The sequence below is a fragment of the Anabaena sp. UHCC 0399 genome, assembly GCF_034931465.1.
GTDB lineage: Bacteria > Cyanobacteriota > Cyanobacteriia > Cyanobacteriales > Nostocaceae > Trichormus > Trichormus minutissimus.
This window is the reverse complement of sequence record NZ_JAYGGZ010000014.1, coordinates 76,060-93,142: the sequence shown is the minus strand read 5'-3', so window position 1 is coordinate 93,142 and position 17,083 is coordinate 76,060. Positions and strand designations below refer to the sequence as shown.

Sequence of the window (17,083 nt, the reverse complement as noted above, 5' to 3'; positions counted from 1 at the left end):
TTACTTCCATACTAAAAATTTCTTCTGGTGTTTCACCGAGTAAATATATGTTATGGGTATAATATTTGGCGTTTATACTTGATCATGCCTGACATCAATTCCAGTATCATCAGGACTTTACACCTTTTTACCTTGACTATCTCCAGTAATGCTTCAGATAGATAATTCTCAGTAAATATGATATCTATGATACATTTGTCAGCCAAATTATCGAGATTTTCTATTAGGCAAGTAGAAAACTTCTCTTGAACGTAACTAGTGATAATAGGCTAGTATTTGGTCAAGCCTAAACAAAACATTATTTCTAAATCAATATCAATATGAAGTCTTCCGGGTATCGTAATGCTGCGGTTATCGCTGGCTCTTTGGGACTGATGGGTTTACTGTTAGGATGCTTAGATATGAGTGTGTCTTTTGAAACTACGAACCCAGATACATCGTCATCGCCATCTACTGTTGTAACACCAGAAAATCAAGATTTAGCATCACCTGTGGCATTGACAGATGGTAACTCTACGGCTATTTCAAATCCACTAACGACTCAGAGTAACAAATCAGAACAAAAAACTAAAAAAACTATCTCTATATTGGCTTCTCGCCAGTCCTTGAGTAGCAATACTAAATATTTAGGCAATTTACGCATGAGCAATCAAACAGATCAGCCTGTGCGATTGGCTCTATTGGCTCGACAGTCAGTTAAAAAAGGTTCAGTTAAAGAAAAAACTGATATTCCCGCCCATTGGGATTTTGATCCCCAAGAAGGTAGCGAAAAAGGGTTAATTCTGTCTCTACCTCAAGGCAACCTCAAAATAGAAACAGGTGATATCTTGGTAGCCTTTGCCCAGGATGGTTCTCGTCACTATTGGGGGCCATATGTTGTAGGAGAAAGCTCTCTACCTACCTGGGATGACCAAAAACAAGAATGGGTAATGTTACTGAGTAAGTAATGAGTGCTGAGTAATGAGTAATGAGTGGGGAGTGGTGTAAAGCCCTGCGGGCATAGCTGCGCTTAGAGCGGTAGCGCGGCGTTCAGCCGGTGCTGAGTTATTTTTGAATTTTGTAGGCTTGCTTCTCTTACGAGACGCTACCGCGAACCCGTAGGGTATTTTGAATTTTGAATTGTTAAGAGTGGGGAATGAAAGTCCAAATCACGAAGAACAAAACGTAGTCACTCAACGACTAAATAACTGTATGACATTGACTATTGACTATTGACTATTGAGTAACTACTGATGAGGTTAAAATTGAGCTTTCCCCAAGCTTTTGAGCAGTGGCTTAATAAGATAGTGAAACGTCCAGCCCTTGCTGTGACTGTGGTGATTGTGTGGTTAGTTGTACTTGGTTGGGTAGCTTATGGATGGAATTTAGGCAGTGTTGGCTTAATTGACGAAACTGAGCCATTATTTGCTGAAGCTTCCCGTCAAATGTTATTAACGGGGGATTGGATTACTCCTTATTTCAATGGTGAAACTCGGTTTGATAAACCTGCTTTAATTTACTGGTTGCAAGCGATCGCCTATGCTGTGATTGGGGTGAATGAATGGGCTGTACGTCTCCCCTCAGCACTGGCGGCAATGGGAGTTACGGCTTTGGTGTTTTATACTATCTACTGGTCTTTGAGTAAAAAAGATGAATTAAAGCCTGTTTCATCTCTTACACGCCCCTATTTAGCCGCAGTCGTTGCCGCAGCCATCACAGCACTTAATCCAGAAATGATCATCTGGGGAAGGACTGGTGTCTCAGATATGTTGTTGACAGGGTGTATAGCCTCAGCTTTGTTGTGCTTTTTTCGGGGATATGCACAATTGGGGACAGGGGACAGGGGACAGGGGACAGGGAGAAGAGACAAAGTAAATAACGTAAAAAATAATACATACCCAATACTCAATACCCAATCGCCGTTTCCCAACAAATGGTATTTAGCGTGTTATGTGTTGATTGCTGGGGCAATTTTGACGAAAGGGCCAGTGGGAATTGTTTTACCGGGGCTGATTATTGGGGCATTTTTGCTGTACGTGGGACAATTATGGACAGTAGTGCGGGAAATGCGGCTGTTTTCGGGACTGGTAATTATCTCTTGTTTGTCTGCCCCTTGGTACTTGCTAGTAACTTGGCGCAATGGCTCGAATTACATTGACTCCTTTTTTGGTTATCACAACATAGAACGCTTCACAGATGTAGTTAATGGTCACTCAGCACCTTGGTATTTTTATTTTTTAATTGTGCTGTTATTGTTTGCGCCATACTCAGTGTACTTACCTTTGGCAATGATCAGACTGAAGTTTTGGCAGCGATCGCACTGGCGGACTCAAGAACGCTCTCAGCAATTAGGTTTATTTGCGTTTATTTGGTTTATTAGCATTTTTAGCTTTTTTACTATTGCTGTCACCAAACTGCCTAGTTATGTATTACCTTTAATGCCAGCCGCAGCAATTTTGGTAGCTCTACTGTGGAGTGACTTTTTCTCCCAGCCAGAGCCAAATACGAGTAGAACAGTGATTACTTACCCAATTTCTTTTTTACAGGTAAGTAGTTGGATAAATGTTGTATTTTTATCTGTATTATCAGTAGCATTATTTCACCTATCATATTTCTTAGGTAAAGATCCAGCTGCTCCTAACTTTAACCAAATACTTCAAGATTCTGGTTTACCACAAATAGGTGGTTGGATTTGGCTACTATTTGCATTCATTGTTGCGGTCTTAATATTAAGTCGCCAATGGCACTCAATTATTGGGGTAAATTTATTAGGATTTGTGGCATTTTTGATGATCATGCTCATGCCAGCTTTGCTGTTGGTTGATCAAGAACGTCAACTACCTTTAAGAGATTTATCTGCGGCTGTTGTACAGTTCCAGAAACCACAAGAAGAAATAATCATGGTGGGCTTTAAAAAGCCGAGTGTAGTTTTTTATAGCCACAAACACATAAAATTTATCAAGTTGACAAGAGAGGGTATTGAGTATATTGAAACTGTCGCTAATCAGCCAAATCATCCAGCTTCAATGTTACTGTTAACTGAAAAAAGAAACTTCTTTAAAATAGACTTGCAGCCTGATAATTATCAAAATTTAGCTATCAAAGGTGCTTACCAATTAACTCGCATTAATTTTAAAAAAATGAAATCTCAGAAGTTAGATATATCTTAGTTAATGAGAATTGGGAATGAGTTACTATCTAACCTATCCCCTGTCACCTGTCACCTGTCCCCATTAATATTTTCCTCGCCTCACCTTGATACTTAAAGTTTGATTGATTTGGCTTAATAGCTCTTCCATTGATATAGAACGAGGCACAATTTGAGTAGCGATCGCATTTAGAACAGTTTCTATAGATTCCGGCTCAGTTTTTGTTCTTTGCCCATTTTTACTTTGAGTGGCTCTAGTGCGAGAATTACCAGCAATTGGATTTAATCTTTGATCAATTACTAAAATTGGTGGCAACTTTAATGGTAAATCTTGCAAAGTTTTCAGTGCTTTCAATACGTCTGGATGAATGGCTGAAACTTCCAAACAAATCAGTAGCAAATCTACGCTTTGATGACGCATTTGTTGTAAAACTTCTGCCCAACATCGTGCTATTGTTGCCTTTAACCCTGCTGTTTGCAAATACTGAATTAAAGCTTGAAACCATTCCGTTCCCCGTTCCGCAGTTTTTTGATTGAGGGGAGAATTTTTGGCTTTGCCATAACCCTTGACTTGTTTGCGTCTGGTCTGTGGCAAGTCCTGTAACATGGTTACATCTACCACTAGGATGTTAGGGGGATAGCCGACACTAGAGGCAATTTGCAGAACTGATAATAATGGATGTTTGTGATGTCCATCGCTATCGTCTGGATTCAATGGTGTTAAACAAGGAAACACTGACAAACCCGGTATTTGGGATGCGGTGAGGGTAGTGACGACATCACAAGTCACTAAAGGTAAAGCAGCCAAGCGGGGATGTTGAGCCAATTGTTGTAAATAAGTTTTTGCTAAGGAACTATCTACATCCAGCAAAATCACATCAAACTGCCAAACCCTAGCTAAGAGTTCTGCTTGATCTAAGTCATCTACTTCAATCACCCGATGTTCTTGTAGTGAAGGGTGGGGATTGATTGATTCTGACTCAGGATTGACTAATCTCAGGATTTTTAGGGGATTGTTTGGCTCAATTTCTTCACTATTATTTAAACTAGGCTGCTGATCTTTTGGTGTCTCACATAATTGGTCTAACAATGGTGTCAAAGACTGTGCCTCAACTGGTAAGTTTAAGAAACCATCGGCTCGGTTAGCAAATGCCTGTTCTTTTTCTGCCCCTGTCGCTGTGACAATCACGGGAATATGACGAGCTGCGGGATCAGATTTGAGTAATGTCAGCACATCCCAACCCGACAACAAGGGTAATAGGGGATTCAAAAATATAGCTTGTGGTTGCAAGCGACGGGCTTTTTCTACGGCTTCTGTGCCAGAACGGGCAATGACTACCCGATAACCATTAGTTTTGAGCTGATCGGTCAAATCTTGAATGTATCGAGCTACCGCCTCAACTACCAGCACTAACCGTTGGGAGGAGATGAGTGGATGTTGGCTAGTATGGTTAACACGTTCGAGTGTGTCAATACTTTCGCTATCGTTAACTTCTGCTGTTTCTCTGTCTGATTCGGCAAAGCCTGTAGTGGGGGGACTGGGTGGTAAAAGTAAGGTAAACTGGCTACCTTGTCCTTCCTGTGACAAGAAACTGACATCGCCACCGTGAAGACGCGCCAAAGCCCTAGTTAAGACTAGTCCCAAACCTGTGCCTTCAAACTGACGGGTGAGGGGATTTTCTAGTTGTTGGAACTTTTGGAAAATTAGATGTTGTTGATGTTCAGGAATACCAATACCTGTATCCCAAATGGTAAAGGCAATCCACCCTTCCCAACGACTCACGCGTAAGCCGATTTCGCCGGATATCTCCGTAAACTTAAAGGCGTTAGATAACAGATGTACCAACATCTGGCGCAAGCGTAATTCATCGGCGGTGATCTGCTCTAGACCTGACTCAATCGACATAGTAAATTTTACTGCTGATGAGCGAGGGGTAGATTTTTGAGCCTTCGACGGGGTTTTGTTGGTTTGGTTGTGAACAGCCTTCGCTTCGGAGAGAGCGCGATCGCAGATAGATTGTATATTTACAGGTACTAATGTCAGATCCATCTGGCCTGTTTCCATGCGGGTTAAGTCTAAAATGTCGTTAACCACACTCATCAGATGGCGGCCACTTTGATGAATTAACCCTGCATATCTAGCTTGACGTTCATTGAGTTCGCCCAACTGCTGGTCTACTAATAACCGCGATAAACCTAGTACCGCCGTCAATGGGGTTTTGAGTTCATGGCTAATACAGGCTAAAAACTCATCTTTTAAGCGATTGAGTTGAATGAGATCGGCGTTTTTCGCTGCTAGTTCTTTACAAAGTTGCTGTTGTTCGGTGACATCAGTTGCGGAAACTAACCACAAGCTATCGTTGTAGAGTATTGCTTCTGACTGAGAAATGGGGAGTTTTAAATCTGGATTATCTAAAGGAATTTTCGTAAATTGCCAAACTCGCTCCTGACCGCTTTGCACTTCGACAATGCAGGTGCAAATACCCATTTGGCTATCGAGAAAGCAGCGACCGCCACTAGTCTTGCTATCTTGTGGCGGTACTTGTGGGTTATATGTTCTTAAAGGTGGTAAGTCGGTGATTGGTAAAGTGTAATTATTATCTAGCTCATTGCCATCGCCACGAGCATAAACTTTCTGTGTTTTTGGGTTGGCGTATTCTGGTTGTTTGATGCGGGTGGCAGCTAAAATTGCCTCTACTTGTTGTCTGATCCCTTCTGGGTCTTTCAGAGATCCCAATTGTTGCCACCACGCTTGATTTCGAGCTAACACCTGACCTGTACTTGTTTGCAGCATCAAAGGCCAAGGTAGTCGTTCCAATAGCTGTACTAGTGGTTTGTATCCTTGACTTTGACGTTGTTTGAGTCTAGAAGATCGCCTAATTCTGCCATCACTAATCAATGATGTGTCTTGATGTATTGGCTCTGATGGGCTAACAGTAGAGTATGGGGTTGCTACTTGTTCTTTAGCTAGCAACGTTAACAGCCGTACACTATTAAATAGTCCTAAAAATTTGCCATCAACATCAACTAACACCCACTCTAAATTATTTTGGCTAGAGTGCCACAATAAACTCAATTGCTCTAGACAATGAGTAGCTGGTAATATCTGTATTGGCTCAATTATGCCTTGACCCAAGCTAGAAAGTGGTTGTTGTAAATTTACAAGTTGTCCATCTCCTGTAGTTAGCAAAAACTGCTGTGTGAGCCGAGCCGAAGTTAGCACCCCGATGGGGCAGTGTTGTTGATCAACTATGATTAAGCGATCGCACTGCTTTTGCTCAAATATCTCCAGCACCACTGCCAGAGAAGTAGTTTCTGAGCAACTATAACCAGTTGCCAGAAATTCATAAAGCGGATACTGTAGCATTGACATAAGGCTTTGGGGGTCATTCTTCTTGTAAACGCCTCTGGCTTTACCATCAGCGCAGGGGGCAAATAGCGATGGCTGCGCCCGCCGTAGGCATCGCGCCTGAAGCAGTATTCTTTCAGAAGACTCATATCAGCTATCTTGTCCAGCTTTTACACTATTGAATCAGTGGAATTGCTTCCCTTGAACATGGATGTTTAATTTCAATAGTTCGCCAGATGCGGCCTGTTACTTGACCACGTTCAACTCTCTTTGAAAAGCCAGACCAGTCTGCCACTGGCAGGGCAACTTTTCATCAATAGCGACAGCTATGACAATTATGACTCCAAAGATTCGCTTTAGAACCTTGAGGAATTATAATTATTGAAAATGCGACAATACTTTAAATTCGTTTAAGTATCTTATCAAGGAGTAAAATAGAAAATCCTGATTTAGAGAGATATACATATGCAAATCATAAATTAAGTAATGTTTTTTCGACAACAACCCCAGCTAAGACCGCAGCTATCTCCACAATCGTTCACTATCTGATTATAGATAGTGATTGAGTTTGAGATAGCGGTTAGTACATACATGACGTGGTGATTTCCCTTCACTATTAACTTCACTCGTAATTTTGCCTGATGATTAACGTGAGATATATATAAGTATGTAAATGCTACTACCAATATTGATTTTTCCACCAGATGTTAAAAAAAATTTAGATCCGCCAGAGCAACCAGTCGGTATCAACAACATAGGTTTAAGTGGCAAGATAGAGCATTTTAGTTGCTTTCTACCTTTAATCGCCACTACAACATCTCTGATTTATTACCAACTGAAATGCTTCTCCTCTACCATTAACGAAAATTTTACTAGTAAATATGCTTATGCCTTTGCAAACCACAAGCAGAAAACACAACAGGTTTGTCACCACATGACTCAAGAAGTTGATCGGCAAGTATTATTGCAGCAACTCAAATCAGATTATCGAAAAATTCTCATAAATTACTTTACTACAGACAAAACCCTAAAAGAAAAGATCGATAAATTTATCAATGTAGTATTTTGTGCTAATATTCCTGTGCCACAAATTATAGAAATTCATATGGAACTCATTGATGAATTTTCCACCCAGCTACAATTAGAAGGGAGAAGCGATGAAACATTACTAGATTATCGCTTGACACTTATAGACATCCTAGCCCACTTGTGTGAAGCCTATAGATGTGCAATTTTTAAATAAGCAGAATTCACCACTTCTGAATTCATGAAAATGTCCAATATTACCATGTTAATATTTTGCTTTTTCCTTTATGAATAAAGCCAGAAAAACTTATGTTCTCAAGCTTTATGTGGCAGGGAACACACCTAATTCAGTCAGGGCACTCAAAACACTCAAAAATATTTTAGACCAGGAATTTCAAGGTATTTATGCTTTAAAAGTAATTGATGTCCTGAAAAACCCCCAACTGGCAGAAGAAGATAAGATATTAGCCACACCAACATTATCTAAAATTTTGCCTCCACCTGTCCGGAAAATTATTGGTGATCTTTCAGACCGTGAACGAGTATTGATTGGATTAGATTTGCTTTATGAAGAATTGATTGAAGAAGATTGGGAAGAACAAGACGAACTTTAAATCATAGAAACTTGCTTAAAATAACAGAATTTAGTCATCAAATTCCTGGGGTCAGTACCCATTTATAAAAAACAATGAGTGAGAAAGAACAACAAGAACAAAAGCCTACATCTGGTGGTGGCGTAGAAAAAATTCGCACGATGATTGAGGGTTTTGACGATATTAGTCATGGTGGTTTACCTGTGGGAAGAACTACCTTAGTAAGTGGCACATCAGGTACAGGTAAAACATTATTCTCTCTACAGTTTCTCTATAATGGTATTACTTACTTTGATGAACCGGGAGTATTTGTTACATTTGAAGAAGCTCCCAGCGATATTATTAAAAATGCTCATATTTTTGGCTGGAATTTGCCACGTTTAATTAATGAGGGTAAACTTTTTATTCTCGATGCTTCCCCAGATCCAGAAGGTCAAGATATTGTCGGGAACTTTGACCTTTCCGCCTTGATTGAGAGATTGCAGTACGCCATTCGCAAATACAAAGCTAAGAGAGTATCAATTGACTCCATTACAGCAGTATTTCAACAGTATGAAGCCATTGGAGTAGTCCGCCGGGAAATTTTTCGTCTAGTTGCACGGTTAAAACAACTAAATGTAACTACAGTCATTACCACAGAACGCAGTGAAGAATATGGCTCTGTAGCTTCCTTTGGGGTAGAAGAATTTGTGTCGGATAATGTGGTCATTGTCCGCAACGTTTTGGAAGGAGAACGTCGTCGCCGCACCATTGAAATTCTCAAATTGCGCGGTACAACTCACATGAAAGGAGAGTATCCTTTCACTATTACCAATGAAGGGGTGAACATCTTCCCATTAGGTGCGATGCGCCTCACACAAAGGTCATCTAACGTCCGTGTTTCTTCTGGAGTCAAAACTCTAGATGGAATGTGTGGAGGTGGTTTCTTCAAAGATTCAATTATTTTAGCCACAGGCGCAACAGGTACGGGTAAGACACTACTGGTAAGCAAGTTTATCCAGAATGGCTGCGTCAATGGTGAACGGGCTATATTATTTGCTTATGAAGAATCACGCGCTCAACTATCTCGCAATGCTTATTCTTGGGGAATTGATTTTGAAGAATTAGAACGTCAAGGATTACTCAAAATTATTTGTACTTATCCCGAATCTACTGGTTTAGAAGATCACCTGCAAATTATTAAATCAGAAATTGCTGAGTTTAAACCAGCACGCATTGCCATTGATTCTCTTTCGGCTATGGCAAGAGGAGTCAGTAATAATGCCTTTAGACAATTTGTGATTGGTGTGACTGGGTATGCTAAACAAGAAGAAATCACTGGTTTCTTTACTAACACCACAGATCAATTTATGGGGTCACATTCAATTACAGATTCCCATATTTCCACAATCACAGACACAATTTTAATGCTACAATATGTCGAAATCCGTGGAGAAATGTCACGAGCAATCAACGTATTTAAAATGCGAGGCTCATGGCATGACAAAGGTATTCGTGAATACAATATCACTGCCGACGGTCCCGATATTAAAGATTCTTTCCGTAACTATGAAAGAATTGTAAGTGGTGCGCCTACCCGCGTTAGCATTGATGAAAAGGCGGAGCTTTCTCGCATAATGAAGCGTTTTGAAGATAAACAGGGTTCGGATTCTTAGATTTGGTATCGTACTATATTCCTTCTTTAATTTAGTATCGTGCTATATTCTGTTGTGAAGAAAAGTTTTCTGCCGCCAGATTGATTTTCGTGTGAGGGGATGCGGTGAAAGGACAAAAATTACTTTATAGTTTCTTGCCTGGTGTGACAGCAGCTGTATTAACCACTCAGCCAGCTGTGGCTGAGGCCATGAAGGTAAGTAGTGTACAACTAGCGTCTTCTCCTAGTGTCTTGACTTCTAACGATAGTCAAACCTTGGTAGCAGGCAGTATTCGGACACTAATACCATCAAATACAGTCCCAGGTTCTCCAGAGATCATTGACAATTTTGATTTGTCAGCACTGAAGTTACGGTCTTTAAGTAGTAAGACTAATCCAGTTATCTTGACAGAAAACACTGGTATTGCCATTGAACAAAAATCTCTAAAAGATGATGTTGAAATTGTCAGCGCGTCACCTAATCGCGATCTGATCCAAAGACTTAAACAGAATCGGTTTAAAAACAATCAAAAACAAACTAACTTAGCTAGTGGTAATCCAGAGTTAGTTAAGACAGTAGTGCCGATTACTACTTCTCTTCAAAACCCAGCACCGCCAACAAATCTCAGAACTCAGTTACCAATAGCTTTACAAGCATCTGTAAGGGGTGCAGGTGCAGCAAGATTGTTGGCATCAAACAGTTGTTCTCTACAGACAGGGACTTCGGCAACGCTGATTTTAGCAACAAACTGTCCTCAATCTAATTGGGTTGGAAAGCAGCTAGCTCAAAATAGCGATCCAATCCCCCCAAGAACTACTACCCCAGAAACTGTTGATTTCGCCCAAGATACTACCACTGAACCAACAACAGAAACGCCTATATCTGAGACTAATACTCAACAAGTCCCAGATAATCTAACTCCTAACGCTAATCCCTTGCAATTTCCTACCAAAACCGAGGAAGTTACAATCCAGGGAAATCAGCCAATTACTTTGACACAGGCTCTAGAAATAGCGCGGCGGAATAATCGGGATTTACAGGTGTCTTTGTTGGAACTGGAGCGATCGCAAGCGGTATTAAAAGAAGCTCAGGCGGCTTTGTATCCTAATCTTTCTATCAGTAGTGATATCACCCGTAGCCAATCTGCTGGCGGACAACTCCAAGACGAAGCCAATCGAAATCGGGGGTTGGTTTCTAACTCCGATGAACCCGGTACATCCTTCAACGGTCAAGCACAATTGAGCTATGACATCTACACCTCTGGCAGACGGAACGCTAGCATCAAAGAGGCAGAGGAACGGATTCGGTTGAGTGAGTTGGCTGTAGAGAGCCAGTCTGAAGAAATCCAGAGGAATGTTTCCAGGGAATATTACAACTTACAAGAAGCAGATGAACGGGTACGCATTGCTCAATCAGCTGTGGAAAATTCCCAAGCCAGTTTACGAGATGCCCAAGCATTAGAAAGAGCTGGTGTAGGAACGCGGTTTGATGTGCTGCGCTCAGAAGTAAACTTAGCTAATGCTAGACAAGAACTAACTAATTCTCTGTCTCGGCAGCAAATTGCCCGCCGTACCTTAGCAACTCTGTTGAGCTTACCCCAGGTAGTAAACATCAGTACCGCAGACCCAGTAGAAGCAGCAAGTGCTTGGAATAAGTCCCTAGAAGAAAGCATCATATTAGCCTATCAAAATCGTCCCGAACTGCAACAGCAACTAGCACAACGTAACATTAGCGAACAACAGCGACGGCAGGCACTAGCTAATCTGGGGCCACAAGTCAGCTTAGTCGCTAACTACAACCTGTTAGATCAGTTTGACGACGGGGTCAGCGTTACTGACGGTTATTCTTTTGGAGTTAGAGCTAGTTTGAACTTGTTTGATGGCGGGGCTTCCAGAGCTAGAGCAGCCCAAGCCAGGAAAAATATTGCGATCGCGGAAACCCAATTTGCCGAACAGCGCAACCAAATCCGCTTTCAAGTAGAACAAGCATTTTTCACACAGCAAGCTAACCTAGAGAATGTCCAAACTGCCAACGCTGCCTTACAGCAAGCTCAGGAATCACTACGTTTAGCGCGATTGCGATTCCAAGCTGGTGTAGGTACTCAAACAGATGTGATTAACGCCGAAAACGAACTAACTAGAGCCGAAGGTAATCGCATCACCGCGATTTTAGATTACAACCGAGCCTTGGCTGATTTACGACGATCTGTCACCTCCAGAGCGTTATCTGATTTAGTTAATACTCAATAAGAGTGCTGAGTATTGAGTATTGAGTGCTGAGTCCTGAGTTGTCTAACTTACTACTTAGGACTCAGCATTTTGTCGAGCAATAATCCAAGTCATTAGCTTCTCTCCTCTACTTCCCTGCTTCCCTCTCTGTCACCTGTCACCTGTCACCTACACAAGTAAGTTCAAAAATCAAAGCAGATTACATATAAGATTATTGACTAATGACTATTTATCAAAACTCATGACTACAGTCACATCACAAGAAATTGCCATATTTCGTTCTCAATTGGTAGATGATCAAGGGGCGATGGAAGCCCTAGAATTGATTGAGGACTGTGAAGGAGATTTAGAAGATGCAGCAATGACTTTAGCGATTAAAGCCGGACAACAACCAGAACAAGCTAATTCCGAGTGGCTGGGTGATTTGGCTAAAAGGTGGCGTGCTGTGATTTGCGAACAAGAATTTAGACAAGACTTACAAAACGGCTCAATCAAAGAGATGGTGACACATCTCAAAACAATACCTACATTTCCCAAAATTTTAGCCACACCAGTTTTAATGTACGTCCTCAAGCAAGGTGTAGATAAATTTTGTGAGCCAATGGACAAGTTGAGGTAGGGAATGGGGACAAATCAATTCAAAATTCAAAATTAAATAATTTCTGGGGAATGGCCAATGGGAAAAGTTCATCCCAATGCCTAACACCCAATCAGCAATAAATCCTGATACGCTGGTAATTAGGGCAAAACTTCCATAAGAAAAATACTATCGTATCAATGAATTACCTTGTTGCAGTACTACCAGACCGTATCCAAGCTGAGGCTGCTTACTTAGCGTTAGAAGAAGAAGGCATAAATAGCACAATTTTGGGTAAAGGTTATAAAACTGCCGACGAATTTGGTTTAATTGACCCCAATGCTCAAGCCAAAAAACAAGCACAACTCATGGCTTATTGGCTAGTACCGTTTGGCTTTTTTGCAGGTTTTACCTTTAGTCTGAGTACGGGTTTAGACACCTTCGCCTGGGCTGGTGAAATTGGTAATCACGTCATTGGTGGCCTGTTGGGTGCTGCTAGTGGTGCTATGGGTAGCGTATTTGTGGGGGGAGGAGTTGGCTTGGTTGTGGGTAGTGGTGATGCTTTACCCTACCGTAATCGTTTAGATGCTGGTAAGTATCTGGTTGTAGTTCAGGGTTCTGAAGCTCTCTCCCGACAATCAACTCGGATATTACGTCAGTTTGAACCAGAAAATATCCAAGGTTACGCTGACACCACTACTGTGTATTAAATGAATAATAGTTTACATTTTAAGAATGCTACCACGAGAAGAATTGTTAAAGGGTGTTGAAAATCGAGATAGTCTAGCTCGTGTAATTGACCAAGCAGAACAAGCAATTAAAACTTGGGAAGTGGTGATGACAGATTTTCTGTCCCCTCCCGAATTGGCAGAAATGCAACGGGTGTTTAGTCGGTTAACAGACGTGCAACTATTGGCTTGGGGTGGATATCCGCAAGCTGAACGCCAAAGAGTAGCGATCGCCCGTTCTGAGTTACCTTTAGATCAATCTCAAGTCAGTTTAATAGCACTAGAAATAGCCGGGAATTTCTTATTTGATTCAGCGACACACCGCGACTTTCTCGGCGCAATGCTAGGGACAGGTATTGTCAGAGAAAAAACTGGAGACATTATTGTTTTAGGAGAACGGGGAGCGCAAGCAATAGTTGTACCAGAGTTGGCAGAATTCTTGACGATGAGTCTTCAACAGGTGCGTTCTGTTCCTGTCAAAACCCAGCCGATTGATTTGAGCGAGTTAAAAATCCGCGAACCGAAGAAGAAAGAATTAACAACTGTAGAAGCTTCCTTAAGGTTAGATGCGATCGCCTCTGCTGGTTTTGGGATGTCTCGCAGTAAAATGGTAGACTTCATTGATTCCGGTGATGTGCGTGTAAATTGGAAAGAAGTTACTCAAGCCAGTTCTCACGTTAAATCCGGTGACTTAATCGCCATTCGCGGTAAAGGACGCTTAGAAGTTGGGGAAATAGCCGTCACTAAAAAAGAACGCTACCGCGTTCAATTAACAAGATATATGTGAAGTATCTTAAACATTAAAATGTTTAGCCAACATACTTAACAAAGTTTTTCGGGGAACTAATCGAGCGACTAAACTTCTCAGTTGCGTACTAAAATCACTAACAATCAGCGTTGGCTCTCCGGTTTCTAAAGCTTTGAGGGAGTGACGCACAACTTCTTCAGAAGTCATCACCTTATTTGTGGTTTCCGCCAAAGCTGGAGGAAAATTAGCCTCCGTAAAAAATTCTGTTTCTGTTGGTCCTGGACAAGTGACTAAAACACGTACACCATATTCACGATTTTCTGCCCATAATGCTTCACTAAAACTAACGATAAAAGCCTTAGTAGCGGCATAAACAGAAAGGTAAGGGATCGGTTGAAACGCCGTGATAGAAGCAACATTAATAATGTTTCCCGAACCACGTTGACGCATGAGAGGCAAAAATTTATGGGTTAAATCTACCAATGCCAAAACATTTAACTGCACCATCTTAACTTGGCGATCGCGATCGCTTTTGGCAAAATCCCCATAGTCACCAAAACCAGCATTGTTAATCAATAAATCAATTGTTAATCCCTTAGTTTTTGTGATATCAAATACAGCCGCAGTCGCATCGACTTCTGTAAGGTCTTTAACTATTACATCCACTTGGATTTTATATTGCTCTTGTAATTCTTGAGCAAGCTGGTGTAGCTTCGCTTCTGAACGAGCAACGAGAACTAGATTTGTTTGACGTGCAGCTAATTCTTGGGCAAAGGCTCTACCAATACCACCTGATGCACCGGTAATTAAAGCAGTTGACATTCTATAACTATCAAGTTTTTATTATAAGACTTATAAATTTTAGCAATAGTTTTTCGAGATTTTACTTATCTGTATTGATGAGTCTGATTATTTGACTGTGGTAAATTTTGGTGATTTTTCTCACAATTAATGGGAATACTAGATTGATAAGTTACAGCTTATATCTATGTATCGCCTTAATAAAAAAGCCTGGAAACTACTGCTAGCGGAAGTGCAGAAATGCAGTGGTGATGACCAAGTGAGTAAAATCGAACAAGAAATAGTTATTAAACGGTTAGAACAACTGCGGACAGAAAAAGGCTCTCCAGTTGGTTTAGATGAACTGCGTGAAACAGTTGTGGACATATATCCACAATTCAGCGAGAAAATTCTGAAACAAGCTGCACAAGCCAATCAACCGCCTGGTATTTTTAATAAAATCAAGTGGGTAGCGATTCTTGTAGGTGGTGCAGCTGGGGTGCTTTGGGTGGTGAATTTGCCTTATCCGATGATTCGCTGGCCTGTGGCGAAAACTGTACCCATCCTACTATTGCCTAGTTATATCAATATGGATTATCACTATCGGGGAGCAATTCACAACCTGGAACAAGCAGACCAATTAATTAATAAAGCTACTAGTCCAGCAGATATTGAACGTGGTGGTGAAAAAGTCAAAGCCGCAAAACGAAATTTAGATAATTTACCAGTCTGGTTTTTAGGGTATTATCCCCAGGCTTACTGTAATTTATTTGGCTGTACCTGGCGGTTTACTGTAGATGAGTTTGAAATAGCACGTCAACGGGTAGGGAGGATAGAAGCCATAGTATTTCAAGATAAAAACGCTTTAGTCCCACTTTCCCAAGCCGAACAAACACTAAAAGCCGCAAAGCAGCAATATGAACAAGCTACTAATACTAAAGATAGAGAAAAAGCGATCGCAATTTGGCAAGAAGGAATAGACCAATTAGAACAAATTCCCCAACAAACACTAGCAGCAAAGACAGCACGAACTAAACTGAACGCATACAAACGTGATTTTGAGAACGCACGTATCGGTAATTTCATCACAGCCGCCCAAGAATTTGACCTAGCAGCCGAACAAGCCAAGCCAACTCAGCCAAAAGCTGCATCGGAATTATGGCAACAGGCTATTAACCGCATTAATCAAGTTCCTTTAGAAAATCCCCGCTATGTAGAAGCCCAAAAATTATTAGTCAGCTACCAAAGCAAAATTCAAGGTATCGTTGACCCCCGCAGCAGTAAATTAATTGAGGGTGCAAAACAATTTGCCCTTGCAGCCGCTAAATCTGCCCAAAATCCACCCCATACAGATACTCAATGGAAACAAATTACTAAATTGTGGTCAACAGCTATTGAGCAGTTGCAAACAATTCGGGTAGAAGAACCTGGTTATTTAGAAGCCCAGAAGTTATTAGCGACCTATCAAACTAATTTAGGCATTATCGAGACTCGACTGCAATCTGAGATAGAGTCGCAATCATCGCTGAAACAGGCTAATAATGAAATCCAGAGATTGATTGCTGCTCCTCCCTCCGACCAACAGCAGTTTCAATCGCAAATCCAGGGGATTATCAACCAGCTAAGTACCGTGAAGTCCGGGACAACAGCCTACGCAGAAGCACAAACACTCATATCACAAGCCAAGAAACGACTTCAGCCGTAGGGAGCAAAAACAAATATTTGCTTGATAATAAAAATATGCTATGATGATAAATCGTGTGGTAAGGACGTATAGCTCAGTTGGTTAGAGTGCTACGTTGACATCGTAGAGGTCACTGGTTCGAATCCAGTTACGTCCATTATAACCTGTTGTACAGATGCATCAATTATCTGTCTATGTTGCTATTTGAACTTTAATCGTATCTATGGCATAGATATGATTAAAGCGCAGATTATTAAATTTCCGTAAACCTATGACAATTCAACTCACAGTTCCCAACATGGCTTGTTCTGTTTGTGCAGGCAAGATTACTAATGCAGTCAAAACAGTTGATGCTGAGGCGATCGTCCAGGCAGACCCTCAGACTAAGCTGGTTAATGTAGAGTCACAAGCATCAGCAACTGCTATCAAGGATGCTCTAGCTGCGGCGGGCTATCCCGCCAGCTAATTTTTTCGACGACATATTTACGCCAAATTTGAGAATCCCGATTTCTGCAAGGAATCGGGACAATACGGTTCAGTTAACCTTATGGGTGGGTAGAGACGTTGCAGTGTAACGTCTCTACAGGCGTTATTATTTTGGCAAATTAT

At 41.2% G+C, this 17,083-nt stretch carries 13 protein-coding genes and 1 tRNA gene; 12 read left to right on the top strand and 2 right to left on the bottom strand.

The genetic code is table 11. The annotated features are described in order from the left end of the window. Positions 1-320 precede the first annotated feature (320 nt). Both VB693_RS10350 and VB693_RS10345 read left to right on the top strand, forming a co-directional pair. Positions 321-947, top strand: a complete 627-nt coding sequence (locus VB693_RS10350) for a hypothetical protein (RefSeq protein WP_323266187.1) — start codon at positions 321-323, stop codon at positions 945-947. A 285-nt stretch (positions 948-1,232) separates the two neighbouring features. After that, positions 1,233-3,149: a glycosyltransferase family 39 protein gene (locus VB693_RS10345; protein ID WP_323266186.1), complete on the top strand. Its 1,917-nt coding sequence runs from the start codon at positions 1,233-1,235 to the stop codon at positions 3,147-3,149. A 63-nt stretch (positions 3,150-3,212) separates the two neighbouring features. Here the strand turns inward: VB693_RS10345 and VB693_RS10340 are convergent, their stop codons facing one another. After that, positions 3,213-6,500, bottom strand: a complete 3,288-nt coding sequence (locus tag VB693_RS10340) for an ATP-binding protein (protein WP_323266185.1) — start codon at positions 6,498-6,500, stop codon at positions 3,213-3,215. 649 nt (positions 6,501-7,149) lie between these two features. Here VB693_RS10340 and VB693_RS10335 point away from each other — a divergent pair. From VB693_RS10335 to VB693_RS10305, 7 genes are all read left to right on the top strand, one after another. Next, positions 7,150-7,719 carry a KaiA family protein gene (locus VB693_RS10335; RefSeq protein ID WP_323266184.1) on the top strand — a complete coding sequence of 190 codons (570 nt, stop codon included), beginning with the start codon at positions 7,150-7,152 and terminating at the stop codon, positions 7,717-7,719. A 70-nt stretch (positions 7,720-7,789) separates the two neighbouring features. Further along, positions 7,790-8,116 (top strand): circadian clock protein KaiB, encoded by a 327-nt coding sequence (gene kaiB, locus VB693_RS10330; protein WP_190707725.1) that lies wholly within the window; start codon positions 7,790-7,792, stop codon positions 8,114-8,116. A gap of 74 nt (positions 8,117-8,190) precedes the next feature. Then, positions 8,191-9,750: a circadian clock protein KaiC gene (kaiC, locus tag VB693_RS10325; protein WP_323266183.1), complete on the top strand. Its 1,560-nt coding sequence runs from the start codon at positions 8,191-8,193 to the stop codon at positions 9,748-9,750. A gap of 104 nt (positions 9,751-9,854) precedes the next feature. Beyond that, positions 9,855-11,978 (top strand): TolC family protein, encoded by a 2,124-nt coding sequence (locus tag VB693_RS10320; RefSeq protein WP_323266182.1) that lies wholly within the window; start codon positions 9,855-9,857, stop codon positions 11,976-11,978. A gap of 220 nt (positions 11,979-12,198) precedes the next feature. After that, a complete protein-coding gene (locus VB693_RS10315; RefSeq protein WP_323266181.1) occupies positions 12,199-12,576 on the top strand; it encodes a hypothetical protein in 378 nt (125 codons plus the stop codon). Between the two features lie 158 nt (positions 12,577-12,734). Beyond that, positions 12,735-13,244, top strand: coding sequence for a hypothetical protein (locus VB693_RS10310; protein WP_190707735.1), 510 nt, complete (start codon positions 12,735-12,737; stop codon positions 13,242-13,244). Positions 13,245-13,269: 25 nt separating this feature from the next. Beyond that, on the top strand, positions 13,270-14,049 hold the full coding sequence (locus tag VB693_RS10305; RefSeq protein ID WP_190707738.1) for a photosystem II S4 domain protein: 780 nt from the start codon (positions 13,270-13,272) through the stop codon (positions 14,047-14,049). A gap of 6 nt (positions 14,050-14,055) precedes the next feature. Here the strand turns inward: VB693_RS10305 and VB693_RS10300 are convergent, their stop codons facing one another. Continuing rightward, positions 14,056-14,832 carry an SDR family oxidoreductase gene (locus tag VB693_RS10300; protein ID WP_323266180.1) on the bottom strand — a complete coding sequence of 259 codons (777 nt, stop codon included), beginning with the start codon at positions 14,830-14,832 and terminating at the stop codon, positions 14,056-14,058. Between the two features lie 166 nt (positions 14,833-14,998). Here VB693_RS10300 and VB693_RS10295 point away from each other — a divergent pair, with 166 nt between their 5' ends. The 3 genes from VB693_RS10295 (at position 14,999) to VB693_RS10285 (ending at position 16,940) form a co-directional block, all read left to right on the top strand. Continuing rightward, the gene (locus tag VB693_RS10295; protein ID WP_323266179.1) at positions 14,999-16,495 is read left to right on the top strand and encodes a hypothetical protein; all 1,497 of its coding nucleotides are present in this window, start codon (positions 14,999-15,001) and stop codon (positions 16,493-16,495) included. Between the two features lie 62 nt (positions 16,496-16,557). Beyond that, positions 16,558-16,631: transfer RNA gene (locus VB693_RS10290), tRNA-Val, on the top strand. A 114-nt stretch (positions 16,632-16,745) separates the two neighbouring features. Then, entirely contained in the window at positions 16,746-16,940 is a 195-nt protein-coding gene (locus tag VB693_RS10285) for a heavy-metal-associated domain-containing protein (RefSeq protein ID WP_190707743.1), read from the top strand. Positions 16,941-17,083 lie beyond the last annotated feature (143 nt).

Bases quoted from the DNA above. Each gene is read 5' to 3' on its own strand.
- VB693_RS10315 (WP_323266181.1), top strand. From the start codon at position 12,199: ATGACTACAGTCACATCACAAGAAATTGCCATATTTCGTTCTCAATTG.
- kaiC (WP_323266183.1), top strand. From the start codon at position 8,191: ATGAGTGAGAAAGAACAACAAGAACAAAAGCCTACATCTGGTGGTGGC.
- VB693_RS10350 (WP_323266187.1), top strand. From the start codon at position 321: ATGAAGTCTTCCGGGTATCGTAATGCTGCGGTTATCGCTGGCTCTTTG.
- kaiB (WP_190707725.1), top strand. From the start codon at position 7,790: ATGAATAAAGCCAGAAAAACTTATGTTCTCAAGCTTTATGTGGCAGGG.
- VB693_RS10285 (WP_190707743.1), top strand. From the start codon at position 16,746: ATGACAATTCAACTCACAGTTCCCAACATGGCTTGTTCTGTTTGTGCA.
- VB693_RS10300 (WP_323266180.1), bottom strand. From the start codon at position 14,832: ATGTCAACTGCTTTAATTACCGGTGCATCAGGTGGTATTGGTAGAGCC.
- VB693_RS10310 (WP_190707735.1), top strand. From the start codon at position 12,735: ATGAATTACCTTGTTGCAGTACTACCAGACCGTATCCAAGCTGAGGCT.
- VB693_RS10295 (WP_323266179.1), top strand. From the start codon at position 14,999: ATGTATCGCCTTAATAAAAAAGCCTGGAAACTACTGCTAGCGGAAGTG.
- VB693_RS10340 (WP_323266185.1), bottom strand. From the start codon at position 6,500: ATGTCAATGCTACAGTATCCGCTTTATGAATTTCTGGCAACTGGTTAT.
- VB693_RS10305 (WP_190707738.1), top strand. From the start codon at position 13,270: ATGCTACCACGAGAAGAATTGTTAAAGGGTGTTGAAAATCGAGATAGT.
- VB693_RS10345 (WP_323266186.1), top strand. From the start codon at position 1,233: ATGAGGTTAAAATTGAGCTTTCCCCAAGCTTTTGAGCAGTGGCTTAAT.
- VB693_RS10335 (WP_323266184.1), top strand. From the start codon at position 7,150: ATGCTACTACCAATATTGATTTTTCCACCAGATGTTAAAAAAAATTTA.